The following is a 16,899-nucleotide window of genomic DNA, read 5'->3' on the forward strand; positions in this document are numbered from 1 at the left end:
GGAAAACCTTCAACTTCCGCCGTTGTTGAAGGTTTTCCCGAGGCGGCGTTAATGCCGACCTCCCGGCCGGCCTAGCATGTTGCCCGAGACAAATCGCCGCGGCGGCTCGCGGCGATACGACAACCACGGTCAGGCACATGACATCCAAAACCATCGCCACGGCGCTGTTCTGCGCCCTTTCCCTCTTCACGATCCACAGCCAGGCCCAGCAACGCCATATCGACGTCGACGTCAATCGGGTGCAGGGGCCATTGAATAAAACGTTCAACATGGCGGTCGGCGCCGGGCGCGCCAACGAAGGCCTGCGCGCCGACTGGCAGCAACAATTGGCCGACATTAAACGCGATGCCGGCTTCCGGTATATCCGCATGCACGGACTGCTCAGCGACGACATGGGTGTGTACCGCGTCGATGCCCGCGGCAATGAGCTCTATAATTTCCAGTATATCGATGCGCTCTACGATTACCTGCTGAGTATCGGCATCAAACCATTCGTCGAATTGGGATTCATGCCGGCGGCAATGGCCAGCGGCGATAAAACGATTTTCTGGTGGCGCGGCAATGTCACGCCGCCGCGCAGTTATGAAAAGTGGGGAAAACTCGTCAAAGCGCTGACCGACCACTGGACCGAACGCTACGGTGCCGATGAAGTCGCGACCTGGTATTTCGAAGTCTGGAACGAGCCGAATCTCGACGGATTCTGGGCCGGTACGCAGCAGGAGTATTTCAAGCTCTACACTGCGGCGGCGCAGGCGATCAAGAGCGTGAATCCGAAATACAAGGTCGGCGGACCGGCGACCGCGGGCGCTGCCTGGATTCCGGAAATGATCGATTATTGCCATCGCAACGGCGTGCCGCTCGATTTCGTCAGCACCCATACGTACGGCGTCAACCAGGGTTATCTCGACGAATATGGAACGACCGGGACGGTACTCAGTCCGGACCATGGCGCGATCAGCAACGACGTCGAAAAGAATCGAAAGGAAATCGCGGCCTCGGCCATGCCGAATCTCGAATTGCATTACACGGAATGGAGCTCGTCCTATACGCCGGCGGATCCGACCCACGACAGCTACCACCAGGCCGCCTATATTCTCCAGAAACTGAAACAGGTCGGCAATACCGCGCAATCGATGTCGTACTGGGTATTCACCGACATTTTCGAAGAACCGGGTCCGCGTTTCGAAGCCTTCCACGGTGGATTCGGGCTGATGAACACGCAGGGCATCAAGAAGCCCGCATATTTCGCCTATCAGTTCCTGAACCGTCTCGCGCCGCATGAACTGGACAATGCGGACAAGCAGTCCATCGCGACGACGGACGGCAAGGGCAATGTCCAGGTCCTGCTTTGGGATTACACGTACACGCTGCCGCCGAAGACGAACAACCAGCAATATTTCATCCGCGACCTGCCGGCCCAGGGCAAGGGCCAGGTCGAGGTCGACCTGAAGGGCCTGAAGCCCGGCAGCTATACCCTCGCCACCTCGCAGGTGGGCTACCGGCAGAACGACGCGTTCACGGCCTACGTCGGCATGGGCTCGCCCAGGCAGCTCACGATCCGGCAGGTCAAGGACCTGAAGGCGGCCGCCACCGGCAAACCGTCGCAGCAAAAGCGGATGCGCGTCGGCGCGGATGGCCGGCTGCACCTGTCGCTGCCGCTGCGCGAGAACGACGTCTACCTGCTCGAACTGAACCGCAACCGCTGATCAACCACCACCGCAAGACCATGACTTCCTCATCACGCCGCAACGCTTTCAAAACCCTGCTGGCCGGCGCTGGCGCCGCATCGCTTCCCATTGCCCTGCCCGCGCACGCCGCCGCATCCAAAGTCGCCCATCCAGGCTGGGGCCGCGGCATCGAAGGCCAGCGCAAGGCCGACCGCGGCGACGGCACGTACGTCAACCCGATCATCGCGGGCGACCACCCGGATCCGACGATCCTCAAGGACGGCAAGGACTATTACATGACCTTTTCGTCCTTCTTCTCCTACCCGGGCATCGTGATCTGGCATTCGACGGATCTCGTGAACTGGGCGCCCGTCGGCCCTGCACTGAAAAAGCCGCTGGGCACGATCTGGGCGCTCGACCTGTGCAAGCACAATGGCCGCTACTTCATCTACATCCCGGCCGCGCCGGACGGCAACGCGTGGTCGATCTACGCCATCTGGGCCGACCGCATCGAGGGGCCGTGGAGCGATCCGGTCGACCTGAAAATCTCCGGCTGCATCGACCCGGGCCACGTCGTCGGCGAGGACGGCAAGCGCTACCTGTTCGTCAACGGCATCCGCCGCATCCGCCTCACGGACGACGGCCTCGCGACCGACGGCACCGTCGAACAGGCGTATCAGCCATGGCGCTATCCGGAAGACTGGGTCACCGAGAACTTCGCGCCGGAAGGCCCGAAGCTGCTGCGCCACGGCGAGTATTTTTACCTGATCACGGCGGTGGGCGGCACGGCCGGTCCTGTGACCGGGCACATGGTGATCGCGGCCCGTTCGACATCGATTCACGGCCCGTGGGAACACTGCCCGCACAACCCGCTCGTGCGCACGACCAGCGCCCACGAGCCGTGGTGGTCGCGCGGGCACGCGTCGCTCGTCGAGGGACCGGCCGGCGACTGGTGGATGGTCTATCACGGCTACGAGAACGGCTACCGCACGCTGGGCCGCCAGACCCTGCTCGAGCCGATGGAATGGACGGCCGACGGCTGGTTCCGCGCCAAGGGCGGCGACCTCTCGAAGCCGATCAGGAAGCCGCGCGGCGGCAAGGCCGGCCCGAACGGGTTTGCCTTGTCCGACGATTTTTCGAAGGACCGTTTCGGTGTCCAGTGGTCGTTCCACGACCCGGCGCCGGACGAGATGACGCGCGTGCGCTTCGCGAACGGCGGTCTGGAAATCAAGGGCAAAGGATTGATGCCGGCCGACAGCACGCCGCTCACGTGCGGCGTCGGCGACCGGTCGTACGAAGCCGAGATCACGCTCGACCTGGTCGGCCCGGCCGAAGGCGGCCTGCTCCTGTACTACAACCCGAAGGCGTACGTCGGCGTCGGCTTCACGCCGGACACCGTCAAGACGTACCAGTACGCCGAGGAGCAGACGTGGGCGCGCCGCCCGCAAGCCATCTCCAGCGTGCGCGTGCGCATCACGAACGACGCGAACGTGGTGACCTTCCGTTACTCGTTCGACGGCGGCACGACATGGATCCTGCACGGCACGCGCATGGAAGTGTCGGGGATCCACCACAACGTGTTCGGCGGCTTCCTGAGCCTGAAAGTGGGCGTCTACGCCGCGGGTAAAGGGACCGTGCGCCTGCGCGATTTCCGCTACCGCGCGGTGGCCGGCCAGGCGTGAGGCACACATGAAGCGTCCAGCTGCCGGCTCCCCTGCCCGCCCGACCATGAGCGATGTGGCGGCGCTCGCGGGCGTGTCGCCGATTACGGTCTCGCGCGTCATGAACGGCAATGGCCGCGTCGACGCGCGCACCCGCACCCGGGTCGACGACGCCATGGCATCGTTGCGCTACGCGCCCAACCGCGAAGCGCGCAGGCTGGCGGGCCGCAAGGCGATCCGCATCGGCGTCCTGTACGGCAGCCGCTTCACCGGCGACCTGGGACAATTCCTGATCGGGCTGTCGAACCAGGCCAACGTGGAAAGCACGCAGGTGCTGGTCGAACGGTGCGAATCCGCCGACGAGGAAGCCACCCGGCTCGCGTCCCTGATCGCGTCCGGCGTGGACGGCATTATCCTGACGCCGCTGGCGGACACCGGACACGCGCTCGCCGTCGTGGCCGCGGCCGATATCCCGACCGTTGCGGTCGGCTGCGGCCCGACCGACCCGCGCGTCGGCACGGTCGGCATCGACGACGACCGCGCGGCTTACCAGATGACGCGCCACCTGCTGTCGCTCGGCCACCGGCGCATCGGCGTCATCACGGGGTCGCCCGACGACGTCATGGTCGCCCGGCGGCTGGCCGGCCACCGGTTTGCGCTGGACGCGATGGGTGTCGCCCGCGACGACGCCCTGCTGGTGACTGGAACGTCATCGTATCGCTGCGGCCTGGCTGCGGCAGGCTGTCTGCTGGACCTGGCCAACGCGCCGACGGCGATCTTCGCCACGAGCGACGACCTGGCGGCGGCAACCGTCGCCGCGGCGCAGCGGCGCGGGCTCGATATCCCGGGCGACCTCACCGTCACCGGCTTCGGCGACGGCATGCTGGCAACGACGATCTGGCCTGCCCTGACCACGATACGCCAGCCCAGCGCCGAGATGGCGCGTGCCGCCGTGCGGTCGCTGGTACGCGATGTGTACCGGATGCATCGGGGCGTGGAGCGCACGCCCGAGCATCTGCGCATCGACTATGAACTGATGCGTCGTCAATCCGATGCGGCGCCCCGTGTACGGCCGCAGCAATCGTGGGAGATGGCGGTCGAAGCCGGGACGCTTCACCTTATTTAACCTCGCTTAACTGGCGACACGAAGCTGGCCGGACCTACAGTAGTCGGGACGCACCACCAACCCGACGGAGGAATCCATGAACCAGCTTCATTCGACTGCCCAGCTCACACGCTCCGAACCGGCCGTACCGGTCATCCACTACAAGACGGAAAAGATCGACGGCGTGAACGTCTTCTACCGCGAGGCCGGGCCGGCCAACGCACCCGTACTGCTGCTCCACGGGTTTCCGAGACCATTCCCGACGTGACGTTGATGGACCTGCGCACGCTGGCCGGCGATGGCCTGACGGAGATGGCCGCGATTCTCCGCCGGCGGCACGAAGGACGATCTGACGCCGCGCGAATGCGATATCATGCACCTGGTCGCGCGCGGCAGTTCCAACCGCGAGATCGCGCGCACGCCGTGGCGATCTGCATGCGGCGCGGCTACCTGGATCTCTCCGACCTTCCCTGACCCGTCACCCTGCACCGCTACCGCCATGTTCACCCGCATCCACCACGCCGCCATCATCTGCGTCGACTATGCCCGCTCCCGCCACTTCTACACGGACGTGCTGGGCCTGCGCATCGTCGCCGAAAACCACCGCGCGCAACGCGACTCCTGGAAGCTGGACCTGGCGCTGCCCGATGGGTCGCAGATCGAGTTGTTCTCATTCCCGAACGCGCCCGCACGGCCGTCGTACCCGGAAGCCTGCGGCCTGCGGCACCTCGCGTTCGCGGTCGGCGACCTGCCGGCCTGCATCCGGCATCTCGAAGCGCACGGCGTCGCCGTGGAACCGGTGCGCACGGACGAATACACCGGCAGGCGCTTTACCTTCTTCGCCGATCCGGACGGCCTGCCGCTCGAGCTGTACGAAACCTGAGTCAGTTGCTTCCGGACGCAGCGTAGGGACCGATCACGACACCCACGAATCCGCCCGCTTTCTGCGTCGACAGGAAGCGGATATCGACCTTGTCGGCCAGGGTCGTGGTCACGTCCCCGTCGCGGTAGCGGTAGCTGGCCTGGCCGCCGTCCATGTCCATGACGAGCTCCACCCGCCCGGACGCGGCCGGCCTGCTCGCCACCAGCGTCTCCTTGCCGCCCTCCGTCTTGTAGAGGGCCACCACGTCCTTGCCGCCGCTGCGCGTCACGCCAAGGAACACGTGGTTGTCGTCGTTCTGCATCGCGACGAGGCCCGCGCGGTCGCCGTCGTGGCGCGGCACGGCGTCGACCACGGTCGATACGGTGGCGACGTGATGCTGCTGGCGCCGGCCCACGAAGGCGGGCACGCCGCGCAGATCGCCCAGCGGCGCGCCGGCGCGCAGCACCAGTGCACCGCGTTCGACGGTGTACAGCGGCGCCCGGGGAATGCGGATGCCGATCCAGGCGGACGACAGCGGACCGTCGAATTCGTCGACATACGCGAAGTTGCCGCTGGTGGGCACCGGCGCCGCCGGTTGCGGCGGCAATGCCGGCTTCGTGACGGCATACGGCACCGTCCTGCCCTGCTCCAGCATCAGCGGCCAGCCATCCTTCCAGTCGACGGGCAGCATGAAGGTTTCGCGCCCGATGTTATAGAAATTGCCCGGATAAGGCCGGGTCGCCAGGAAGACGGCCCACCATTGCCCGTTCTGCGTCTGGACGAAGTCGGCGTGACCGGCCGTGGTGACGGGGTTCGGGCGCTTCGGGTCCAGGTCGCGCTGCGTCAGGATCGGATTGACGGGTCCCGGCACATAGGGGCCCGTGATCGTCCTGGAGCGGAACACGACTTCGGAGTGCTCGTCCGCCGTCCCGCCTTCAGCGCAGATGAGGTAGTAGTAGCCGTCCTTGTTGAAGATGTGCGGCCCCTCGATCCAGATCGGCCGCTTCGCGGGGACCACGCCGCCGTCGACGAGGACCTTCGGCTTGCCGGCGAACTGCAAGGTGCGCGGGTCCAGCTCCGCGATCCAGATCGCGCGATGGCCTTCGTAGCGCGGCTTGCCTTCCGGTGCATTGTTGTACACGACATAGAGCTTGTCGCCATCCCGGACGAGGGATGGATCGATACCCTGCAGGCCCCGGATCGTGACCGGCTGCGACCACGGGCCGGCCGGATCCTTTGCCGTGATGACGAAATTCCCCGTGCCGCCCGGGCAGCTCGAACACGTGGTGATAATGTAGAACAGGCCATCGTGATACGAGATGTCCGGGGCATAAATGCCCTGCGAGGCGCGCACACCGGTGAAATCGGCCTGGCCGGGCCGGTCGAGCGCGTTGCCAACCTGCGTCCAGTTGACGAGATCCCTGGAGTGGAACACGGGCAGTCCCGGGAAATTCGTGAACGAGGAATTCACCAGGTAATAATCGTCGCCGACGCGCGCGATCGACGGGTCCGGGTAATAGCCGCTCAATATCGGATTGACGAACTCGCCGTCGCGCGGCCGGACGTTTTCCTGGGCCCGTCCCTGATAGGAAAACTTCTCGAAGCGCGCGACGGTCGCGCTTGCGTCGTCCGCCGCGACCGCCATCGTCATGGAAGAAGCAAGACCCAGGGCCAGTGCCCCCGATAACACCATGGCCTGTACGGAATATCGTTTCATGTCGGATCGAGCTCCCCAATTCTGCGTGGCAGCCACTCTATGTCAATAAAATAACCAAAACCAATGTTTTGTTTATATCAATTGATTCATAAAAGGTATTGCTGGCGGCTTCACGAAGCGGCGCGGGACATCGATCTGGAACACGCTGACCATGTCCGCGAGCCGGTTAGCCTGCTCCTGCATCGACGCGGCGGCCGCGGCCGCCTGTTCGACGAGAGCGGCGTTCTGCTGGGTCACCCGATCCATCTGGCCGATGGCGCTGTTGACCTGCTCGATGCCGTGGGTCTGTTCCCGGCTCGCGCTGCTGATCCCGGCGACGATGCCGGCGACCCGGCGCACGCTCGTCACCACCTGCTCCATGGTCGCGCCGGCCTGGTGGACGAGCCGCGTCCCGGCATCGACCTCGGCCGCCGAGGCGGAGATCAGCGCCTTGATTTCCCTGGCGGCGGCGGCCGAGCGCTGCGCCAGGTTGCGCACTTCCGAGGCCACGACCGCGAAGCCGCGTCCCTGTTCGCCTGCGCGCGCGGCTTCGACGGCGGCGTTCAACGCCAGGATATTGGTCTGGAATGCGATGCCGTCGATGACGCCGATGATGTCGACGATCCTCTTTGCCGAGGCGTCGATCGCCCCCATCATCGCCACGACGTCGCCGACGACGGCGCCGCCCTGGGCCGCCACCTGCGACGCGTCGATGGCGAGGCGGTTGGCTTCGTGCGCGCTGTCCGCATTCCGGCGCACGGTGGCCGTCAGCGCTTCCATCGACGAAGCGGTTTCCTCCAGCGAGCCGGCCTGCTGTTCGGTGCGCGCCGAGAGGTCGAGGTTGCCGGCACTGATTTGCTGCGCGGCGGTGGCGATGGTATCGGTACCCTGGCGAACCTGCGCCACGATGCCCACGAGGCTGTCGTTCATGTGGCGCAGCGCGCGCAACAGGGCGCCGGTCTCGTCGCCGGATGATGAGTCGATGCGACGCGTGAGGTTGCCGCTGGCGACGGTCTCGGCGACGGCGACGGCCACGCGGATCGGCCGCACGATCGACCGCGTCAGCCACCACGCACCGACCGCACCCGCGACGACGGCGGCTGCCGTGAGGAGCGCCATCGTCAGCGTGCCGAGCCGGCCGAGAGCGCCGATCGCCTGCGCATGCGCATCGATCTTCCTGCGCTGCAAGGTCACCAGGTCTTGCAACGCCTGCTGGAAGTCCCGCGCCGCCGGCAGGAATTCTTTCTCGAAGACGGCGGCGGATTCGTCCATCCTGCCCTCGGCCTTGGCCCTGGTCGCCCGGTCGCGCGCGGCGTTATAGGCCTCGCGCCTGGCCATCGCGCGCCGGTACTGGGCCTTTTCCTCTTCCTCGGTGAGCAGAGGAACGAGTTGCCCGAGGATGACGTCCCCCTGCTTCATCGACCAGGCCGTCTCTTCCTTGAAGAACGTGGCCAGCTGCGGATCGGTGCTCCTGACGATGGCGGTCGTGCGGCGCACCGATCCGAAGATCAGCGTATGAAAGTCGGAAACGAGGCGTTCCTTCGTCAACGGCTCGGACGTCATGGTCCGGGTCGCGTTCGTCACCGCGTCCAGGCGATGGATGCCGACCGCGGTGGTCAGCACCATCGTGGCCAGGATGGCCCCGAATCCGAGGCCGAGGCGGTGGCCGATACCCATGTGCGTCAGCAGGTTCACGGCGCGGGCACGCCCTGCACCTTCGGCGCGTACGGCGTGTAGAAGATCGAGCCCGGCCACGACGGCGTGCGCACGTTGTAGCGCGGTGCGCCGCTGGCGTAGTTGGCGCCGTCGTGCCAGTCGCCGCTGCCGGTGTACTGGGCCACGGCCGGATACGGATAGACGGGACGCGATGCCGTCTGGGCGCCGGCGCTGTCCAGCTTGTAGGTCATGACCGAGCCCGGCGCGGTGCCCTGCTCCACCCAGCCGGTGATGCCCGACACCAGGTCGATGTTGTCGTTGCCTTCGCCGCCGCCGCAGTGGGCCACCCCGGGCACCAGGTACAGGCGCGCGAACTCGTCGACCGTGGCCTGTCCCATCTGGCCCTGCATCGCCTCGTAGTACTGGATCGTGTACAGCGGCGAGATGTGCTGGTCGGCCCAGCCATGCCACAGGATCAGCTTGCCGCCGGCTTTCCGGAAGGCCGACAGGTCGGGGTTGGTCGCGTCGTTGAGCGGATGGTTCTCCGCCAGGTAGGTCGCGTAGAAGCTGCTGTCGGTATAGCCGAACGTGTCGATGTCCGGCCTGGCCGGCGTGCCCGTGAAGATGAGGTTGTAGGCGCCGGTCACGATGTTGTAGCTGAACACGCCGGACTTCACCGGGACGGGCGCGCTCGACGAGCCCGATGTCGGCACCTCGACGCCCACCCAGTTGCCTTCCGAGCCGAATACCGGGCGGCCGGCCTGCATCGGTGCCCCCGTCTTCGCATCGGCCGGGCCGCCGTAGATCCGGCCGGCGGCCAGCACTTCGGCCTGGGTCAGACACTGGCTGGTGTCCTGTGCGCCGGCTGGGCAGGCGATCGAGGCCGGATCGAAGCGGCACGCGCGTGGATCGGAGATCAGGCCGTCGGGCGTGTCGGCGCAGGCGGCCAGCACGGCCTTGTGCAGCACGGCCACCTTGTCCGGGTACAGGATCGAGTTGCCGCTGCTGTCGCCGGTCGTGCTGTTGGCGACGACGCTCCAGCCGTGAAACACCGAGTTCTGCAACTGGAAGTGGGCGGCGGGCGCGCCCGCGACGATGCCGTTGTAGTCGTTCGGATAGCGCTGCGCGGCCATCAGCGCTTCACGGCCACCGTCCGAGCAGCCGACGAAGTACGAAAACTTCTGCTCCTGCCCATAATAGGCCTTGATCAGCTTTTTCGCGGCCAAGGTGGTGATGTGCTGGCCGCGGTAGGCGAAGTCGGCCTGCTTCTGCGCGTCGGCGGTCCAGCCGGGATCGAAACCCTGGTGACCCATGTCGGTCGCCGCGGTCACGAAGCCGCCCTGCTGCACCAGCGGACATTTGTAGCTGAAGCTGATGGCATCTTCCTTCGTCGGATCGGCGACATTGCCGCACAGCCCGCCGCAGCCCAGCGCCGCGAAGCGCTGGGTCCAGGTGCCGACCGGCAGCGCCACCTCGAACGTGTTCGACGGCGCCAGCGTGCCCTTCACGACGCACAGGCTGACGCTGCTGCCGTTGACGGTCGTGGCGACCACCGTGGCCGAGTTGATCTTGCTGCCGGCGCCGCCGATATCGGTCACGTCGACCGCTGCCAGCTGCGTGCAGTCGGCAACGGGCTTGACGACGGCGAGCGCGGCCGCGGTGGTGTCGGCGGGAGCGACGGCGGCACCGCCGTGGCAGCCCGCCAGCAGCACGGTAATGGCCAGCAACCCTTGCAGGGGGTGGAATGCTTTCATCATGATCGGCCTCCCGTTCAGAACGAATGCTTGATGCCGGTGATGATGCCGTTCTGCGCCATGCCCGCGCCGACGGCGCCGCCGGCGGACAGCGCGACCGCCGCCGTGCCGCTGTTGCTCACGTGGCCGATCGCGACGTAGGTCGACGTGCGCTTCGACAGATCGTAGATCGCGCGCAGCATATAGAGGGTGCTGTCGTTGCCGCTGTTCTTGTAGTCCAGGCGGCCGGCCAGGCCGTCGATCGTCACGACCGGCGACAGTTTATAGGCACCGTCGAAGTAATACAGGTTGCTGCGCGGGGTGGCCGAGGAACCTTCGTTGTCGCGCACGACGGCGCCGGCGGCCAGGCGCCAGCCGTCGAACTTCGTGTAGCCGGCGAGGTGCAGTCGGCTGTCCGTCAGGTTGCTCGTGGTGAGCCCAGCCGCCGCGCCGGTGCCGCCGTTCTTGCGGTCGTAGGCGCTCGTGATGCCCCACGCCGGCGTGTCGTAGCGCAGCATGGCCGACCACTCGCGGCAGGCTTGCGCGTCGGCCGCCGCCTCGCCCGGGCAGTTGGTGCCGCCCGGACCGCCGGCGTTCGACACGTCGCGGCCGAGGCTGTACGTCGCGCCGACCGTCACCGCGCCAAACGTGCCTTTATACGCGACCGAATTGTCGGTGCGGCCGTTCGGGATGCCGGCGTCGAGCGAGCCGAGGCCGTACTGCGCCGGGCCGATGATCTCCACTTCCGGCATCGAGTTGTACAGCATGTTGTAGTTGCGGCCCAGCGTGACCTGGCCCCAACTGCCGGCGAGGCCCACCCACGCCTGGCGGCCGAACAGGCGGTTGCCCTGGCCGGTCGTGCCGCTGTCCGTGTAGATGCCCGTCTCCAGCGTGAAGATCGCCTTCAGGCCGCCGCCGAGGTCTTCCGTGCCGCGGAAGCCGATACGGGACGGGAACATGCCGCCGCCCAGGCTCGGCATCCACGTGCGGCTGTGGCCCGCCGCGTCGGCGTTCGTGTTGTAGTCGATGGCCGTATCCAGCAGGCCGTACATCGTGACGTTGGTCTGTGCGTGGGCAACGCCGCACGCGGCGATGGCGGCGAGCGCGATGATCTTCTTCATGGTATCTCCTTGGTTTTTTAGTGAATGAATGCTGTCGTCGGCGGCGCAGGGGCGAGCGCCGCCCGGGCGGGACGCGCGAGGCGTCCGCCGGTTCGTGTTCAGGGGGATGGGCGCGCCAGGGCGCGCCCGCGGATCAGGACCTGGTGGCGCCCTTGCCGGCGACCGAGTACAAGACCTTGGTGTTGCGGGTCTTCTGGAAGTCTTCCAGCGACTCGCCGCGCATGGCGGCATAGATGTGCAGGTTCGAGACGCCCACCACCGCGCCCAGCTTCTCCAGCAGGAAGAAGATGACGCCGTAGCGGATCATGCCGCGCCAGTCGCGCCGCGAGACCAGGTCGCGCTCCTCTTCCGTGAGACCCGCCTCCTCGTACGTGGCGACAGGGTCGGCCAGGAAGCGCGCGCGGAATGCCGGCTCGATCAGCTGGTGCAGGTAGCTGTTGATGCGGTAGTGCGCCACGCTGCGCTCGAGCGTGAACGGATACGTGCCCTCGAGCTCCTCCGCGCCCGCCGTCTGATGGGCGATGTGCGCGCGGTGCTCGGCGATGGCGCGGGCCTGGCGCGCCGGGTCGACCGCGACGTCGCTTTCGTACACCGCCACCGCGATGCCCGTCATCGACGGCAGGTAGTACTCGCGGTGCAGGCAGTTGATGCGGGCCGGCATCGCGCCGCGCATGATCATCCACATGATGATCTCGGCGCCTTCCCAGCCCCCAGCTTCGCCAGCTCGGCCTGCGTCATGTTCAGGATGACCTCGGGGTCCTTTTCGAACAGGTCGAGGAACTCGTCGTCCCACGATGTGTTGTTGAAACCGCAGCGCTCGCCGTGCACCTGGTGCGACAGGCCGCCGGTGGCGACGATGGCCACCTTCAGGTCGTCGTCCGGATAGCTCTCGATGGCGCGGCGCAGGGCCTGGCCCAGCTTGAAGCAGCGACGCGCGGACGGCACCGGGAACTGCAGCACGCCGCACTGCAGCGGGACGATCGTGCCGGGCCAGCCGTCCTCCGCCGTCTGCGGCCACATGATCGACAGCGGCGAGAAGCAGCCGTGATCGAGCGGCTTGCCCTGGAAGAAGGACATGTCGAACTCGTCGGCGACCAGCGACTGGCCGATGTGCCGCGCCAGTGCCGCATGGCCGCCCACGGCTGGCAGGTCGCGCGCGCCGCCGCCCTCGTCGGCCGGCAGCCAGCGGTCGCCGATGCCCAGCGCGAACGCCGAGTAGTGATCAAAGAAGAACGAGGTCACGTGGTCGTTGTAGACGACCAGCAGGACGTCCGGCTTCTTCTCGTCGAGCCACTGGCGCACCGGTTCGTACGCCTTGAAGATCGGTGCCCAGACGGCGTCGTTCTGCTTGTTGGCGTCCAGGGCGAAGCCGATGGTCGGGGTGTGCGAGGAGGCGATTGCGCCGATGATCCTGGCCATGATGTTTCCTTATGCGGTTGCCGGTACGGCCCGTGCCGCGAACCGGGTGAAGACGATGGACAGCGCCGCGAGCGTGGCCGGGATGGCGAGGATCGCGATCACCGCCGAGAAGCCCCAGCCCATCGACAGCAGGATGCCGCCCGCGGCCGAGCCGAAGATGCTGCCGAAGCGGCCGATGCCCTGCATCCAGCTGACGCCCGTGGCACGCACCGCGGTCGGGTAGCATTGCGGCGCGAAGGCGTTCAGGCCGGTCTGGGCACCGCTCATGCAGAAGCCTGCCAGCAGCACGAGGATACCGAAGAAACCGGATTGCACGCCGCTCGATGCGACGGCGAGGATAAACGCGGCACCGATGAGATACGTCGCGGCGATGACCTTGTTCGGCGTCCAGCGGTCCATCAGCCAGCCGACGAACAGCGCGCCGACGGTGCCGCCGAGCTGGAACATCGCGGTGATGTTGGCGGCGCGCTCGATCGGCAGGCCCGCTTCCTTGATGAGTGTCGGCAGCCAGCCCGACAGCAGGTAGATGACCAGCAGGCCCATGAAATAGGTGGCCCACAGCGACAGCGTGATGCCGCGGAAGCTGGGCGCCAGCAGCGCGCCGACCTTGGCCTTGCCCTCGACCTTCTGCTCGCTGATCGTGAAGGCGGCGCCCGCCGGCACGTCGCCGCCGACGACACGCTGGAGCGTGGTGGCGATACGTGCTGCCGGATACTTATTGACGACCAGGAAGCGCACGGACTCCGGCACGAGGAAGATGTAGAACGGCAGGCAGGCGAGCGGGATCGCGCCGCCGACGACCAGCACCATGCGCCAGCCGTACTCCGGCAGCAGCGCGGCCGCGCCGAAGCCGACGAGGGCCGAGCCCAGGTTAAAACCTGTGAACATGATGGCGAGCAGCGTGCTGCGGCGCGCCTCCGGCACGTACTCGGACAGCAGGGTCGTCGTATTGGGCATGGCGGCGCCGAGACCGAGACCGGTCAGGAAGCGCAGCGCGGACAGCGACACGACGTCGTTCGCCTGCGAGGCCAGCACGCTGAACAGGCCGAACCAGCCGACGGCCACCATCAGCAGGCGCTTGCGGCCGTAGCGGTCGGACAGTGGGCCGATCATCAGCGCGCCGATGGCCAGGCCGATCGGCGCCGCACTCATCACGACGCCGAACGCCGCCTTGGAAATGCCCCACTCCTTCGTGATCGCCGGCGCGAGGAAGCCCATGATGGCGACGTCGATACCGTCCGTGGTGATGATGAGGAAGCAGAGGAAAAGCAAGAGCCACTGGTAGCCGGACATCTTGCGGCCGTTGATGTGCGCCCGCACATCGAGGGTGTGTGCCGTATTCATTAAGTCTCCTGGTCAATACGCGTGTTATGGACTGCCGGCGCCCGGATCGTCTACGACCGTAGAATCCCGGCACCATCAGTTTCCCAGTGTACGTTTTGACTTGCCCTAATGTATTGCTTTCAGCCACCCCAGCGTTGCAATCTGCTTATTGCGTATGTCAGCTCCAGGACGCCCCGAGTTGCCGCAGTTCCCCGATCAGCGCGCTCGCGCCGGGCGACAGGTGCGCGCCGCGCCGCGTGGTGATGCCGATGGCGCGCTCCATGCCGCGCAAAGCGAAACGCAGTTCGACCAGCTGGCCGGCACGGATTTCGTGATACAGCTGGTGCACGGACAGCACCGTCAGCATATCGCCCGCCAACAATAGCCCGCGCGCGAGCGCGAGGTCGCCCGTTTCCACCACGGGCGCCGGCGGCACGGCGCCTTCGCCCTCGAAGAACCGGTCGAACTGTTCGCGCAGCGGCGTGCCGGCGCGTGACAGGACCCAGGGATAGCGCTCCAGGTCGCGCATCGCGATCGACTTCTCGCCGGCCAGCGGATGGCCCGCACGCGCCACCAGGGCCACCTTGTCCTCGAACAGCGCCTCCGACACGAACGCCACGCCGGACGACGGACGCAGGGCGCCGAGGATGAAGTCGATGCGCCCGCTCAGCAGGCCGGCCGTCAGCTCGTCATAAGGACTTTCGAGCGAACGGATGACGAGGTGCGGGTGCCTGGCCTGGACCGCCGCGATGGCGAGCGGCAGGAATTGCGAGCGCGCGAGCGGCAACGCGCCGATCGTGACGACGCCGCGCACGATGCCCGCGAGCGCCGCGATATCCTCGGGTATATGGCGCAGTTCGGCGAGCACGCGTTCGAACCGTTCGATCCAGCGCCGCCCCGCATCGGTCGGCAACATCCCGTGCGCGGTGCGGAGGAACAATGGCTGCCCCAGCATGTTCTCCAGGTGCGTGATCGCCTGGCTGATGGCCGACTGCGACGCGCCCAGCGCGTGCGCCACGCCGGGCATGTAATGGGCCTCGGCCAGCAACGCCGCCGACTGCAGGCGCCGCTCGTTGAGCATGGCATCGATGCCGCCCACCTTGTTTCCCGCGCGTTCCGTGCCTCGTCCGTTCATCCGCAAGGCGTCGTCGCGCACCTCGCGCAACTCGGCTTCGATACGGTCGGCACGCAACCGGACCGTCTCGCCGGCCCGCGTCAGAAGCATGCCGCGTCCTTTCCGCTCGAACAGCTGCACACCCAGGCTGTCTTCGAGGGCGGCCACGGAGCGGGCCACGGCCGACGAGGCACGGAACAGGCTCTCCGAGGAACGACGGATGCCGCCGGCGGCGGCGACGGCGCTGAAGGCGTGGAGGTGGCGCAGGCTGACGAGCGGCATGGTGCCTGGGTCCTTTCAGGAAGCAACAATAAGCAGATTAGAACAAACTCGCCCCCACAAAGCAACCATCGAACAGTCGCCGGCACCGATACTCACTGCACAACAACGCACGTATCACAACCGCGACCATGACCACTGACCACCACTCCGACCTCGTCCCGGTGCCCTGCATCCTGATGCGCGGCGGGACGTCCCGCGGCCCATTCTTCCTCGAATCCGACCTGCCTCTGGAGCCGGCCCTGCGCGACCAGGTGCTGCTCGCGGCCATGGGCTCGCCCGACAGGCGCCAGATCGACGGCCTGGGCGGCGCGCATCCGCTCACGAGCAAGGTCGGCATCGTCCGCCGCAGCAAGACACCAGGCGTCGACCTCGATTTCCTGTTCGCCCAACTGCAGCCGGACCAGGACACCGTCGACACGTCGCCCAACTGCGGCAACATGCTCGCCGCCGTGCTGCCGTTCGCGCTGGAACGCGGCCTGCTGCCGATCCGGCAAGGCACGACCACGGCGCGCGTGCTGACCCTGAACACCGGCATGCAGTGCGACGTCACGGTGCAGACGCGGGACGGCCGTTTGCAGTACACGGGCGACGCGCGCATCGACGGCGTGCCCGGCACGGCGGCGCCGATCTCCATCGACTTCCTGGACACGGCCGGTTCCGTGTGTCCGTCGCTGCTGCCGACCGGCCATGTGCTCGACCGCTTTGACGTGGATGGCGACGGCATCGACGTCACGCTGATCGACAACGGCATGCCGATGGTGCTCGTGCGCGCCGGCGACATGGGCGTCACCGGCTACGAAAGCGTCGCCGACCTGAACGCGAACGAGGCGTTGAAGGCGAAGCTGGAAGCGCTGCGCCTGACCGTGGGCCCGCGGATGGGACTGGGCGACGTCACGACGAAGAGCTACCCGAAGATGTGCCTCGTCGCGGCGCCGCGCGCCGGCGGCAGCATCGCCACGCGCTGCTTCATCCCGCATGTGTGCCACGAGGCGATCGGCGTGCTGGCCGCCGTCACCGTCGCCACGGCGTGCGTGCTGGAAGGCTCGGTCACGCAGGGCATCGCCAGCGTGCCTGCGGGTCTCGTCAAGACCGTCTCGGTCGAGCATCCGACCGGGGAATTCAGCGTCGAGCTGGAACTCGACAAGGACAATCCGCAGCAGGTGAATCGTGCCGCCCTGCTGCGCACCGCGCGCCCAATCATGCGCGGCGAAGTACTGGTATCGCAAGACATCTGGAGAGGAAAATAATATGCGTAAGCCC

Annotated in this window: 11 protein-coding genes and 2 pseudogenes; 6 read left to right on the forward strand and 7 right to left on the reverse strand. The window is 66.8% G+C overall.

Going from position 1 to position 16,899, the window contains the following annotated elements; translation table 11 throughout:
- Positions 1-137: 137 nt before the first annotated feature.
- The 5 genes and pseudogenes from P0M04_RS29965 (at position 138) to gloA2 (ending at position 5,316) form a co-directional block, all read left to right on the forward strand.
- Positions 138-1,706, forward strand: a complete 1,569-nt coding sequence (locus P0M04_RS29965; protein WP_259450196.1) for a GH39 family glycosyl hydrolase — start codon at positions 138-140, stop codon at positions 1,704-1,706.
- Between the two features lie 20 nt (positions 1,707-1,726).
- A complete protein-coding gene (locus tag P0M04_RS29970) occupies positions 1,727-3,349 on the forward strand; it encodes a family 43 glycosylhydrolase (RefSeq protein WP_259450197.1) in 1,623 nt (540 codons plus the stop codon).
- Positions 3,350-3,356: 7 nt separating this feature from the next.
- The gene (locus P0M04_RS29975) at positions 3,357-4,454 is read left to right on the forward strand and encodes a LacI family DNA-binding transcriptional regulator (protein ID WP_259450198.1); all 1,098 of its coding nucleotides are present in this window, start codon (positions 3,357-3,359) and stop codon (positions 4,452-4,454) included.
- 76 nt (positions 4,455-4,530) lie between these two features.
- Positions 4,531-4,683: pseudogene (locus P0M04_RS29980) on the forward strand (alpha/beta fold hydrolase); the annotation flags it as partial.
- 123 nt (positions 4,684-4,806) lie between these two features.
- Complete coding sequence (gloA2, locus tag P0M04_RS29985; protein ID WP_307734314.1) at positions 4,807-5,316, forward strand: SMU1112c/YaeR family gloxylase I-like metalloprotein; 510 nt, start codon at positions 4,807-4,809, stop codon at positions 5,314-5,316.
- Between the two features lies 1 nt (position 5,317).
- On the opposite strand, the gene P0M04_RS29990 is transcribed toward gloA2, so the two are convergent.
- From P0M04_RS29990 to P0M04_RS30020, 7 genes and pseudogenes are all read right to left on the reverse strand, one after another.
- Positions 5,318-7,012, reverse strand: a complete 1,695-nt coding sequence (locus P0M04_RS29990) for a glycoside hydrolase family 43 protein (RefSeq protein ID WP_259450199.1) — start codon at positions 7,010-7,012, stop codon at positions 5,318-5,320.
- 72 nt (positions 7,013-7,084) lie between these two features.
- Positions 7,085-8,686, reverse strand: coding sequence for a methyl-accepting chemotaxis protein (locus tag P0M04_RS29995; protein WP_281042171.1), 1,602 nt, complete (start codon positions 8,684-8,686; stop codon positions 7,085-7,087).
- Positions 8,683-10,404 carry a tannase/feruloyl esterase family alpha/beta hydrolase gene (locus P0M04_RS30000; protein WP_259450200.1) on the reverse strand — a complete coding sequence of 574 codons (1,722 nt, stop codon included), beginning with the start codon at positions 10,402-10,404 and terminating at the stop codon, positions 8,683-8,685. Before P0M04_RS30000 ends, P0M04_RS29995 begins: the two co-directional genes overlap by 4 nt.
- A gap of 14 nt (positions 10,405-10,418) precedes the next feature.
- Positions 10,419-11,501: a porin gene (locus P0M04_RS30005; protein ID WP_259450201.1), complete on the reverse strand. Its 1,083-nt coding sequence runs from the start codon at positions 11,499-11,501 to the stop codon at positions 10,419-10,421.
- Positions 11,502-11,634: 133 nt separating this feature from the next.
- A pseudogene (locus P0M04_RS30010) lies at positions 11,635-12,920 on the reverse strand (gallate dioxygenase).
- A 9-nt stretch (positions 12,921-12,929) separates the two neighbouring features.
- The gene (locus tag P0M04_RS30015; RefSeq protein ID WP_259450203.1) at positions 12,930-14,264 is read right to left on the reverse strand and encodes an MFS transporter; all 1,335 of its coding nucleotides are present in this window, start codon (positions 14,262-14,264) and stop codon (positions 12,930-12,932) included.
- 157 nt (positions 14,265-14,421) lie between these two features.
- Positions 14,422-15,639: a LysR family transcriptional regulator gene (locus P0M04_RS30020; RefSeq protein WP_259450204.1), complete on the reverse strand. Its 1,218-nt coding sequence runs from the start codon at positions 15,637-15,639 to the stop codon at positions 14,422-14,424.
- A 128-nt stretch (positions 15,640-15,767) separates the two neighbouring features.
- Between P0M04_RS30020 and P0M04_RS30025 the strand changes: the two genes are divergently transcribed.
- Positions 15,768-16,886 carry a 4-oxalomesaconate tautomerase gene (locus P0M04_RS30025; RefSeq protein WP_259450205.1) on the forward strand — a complete coding sequence of 373 codons (1,119 nt, stop codon included), beginning with the start codon at positions 15,768-15,770 and terminating at the stop codon, positions 16,884-16,886.
- Positions 16,887-16,899 lie beyond the last annotated feature (13 nt).

The organism is Telluria mixta (assembly GCF_029223865.1).
In the GTDB taxonomy this organism is placed as follows: Bacteria; Pseudomonadota; Gammaproteobacteria; order Burkholderiales; family Burkholderiaceae_D; genus Telluria; species Telluria mixta.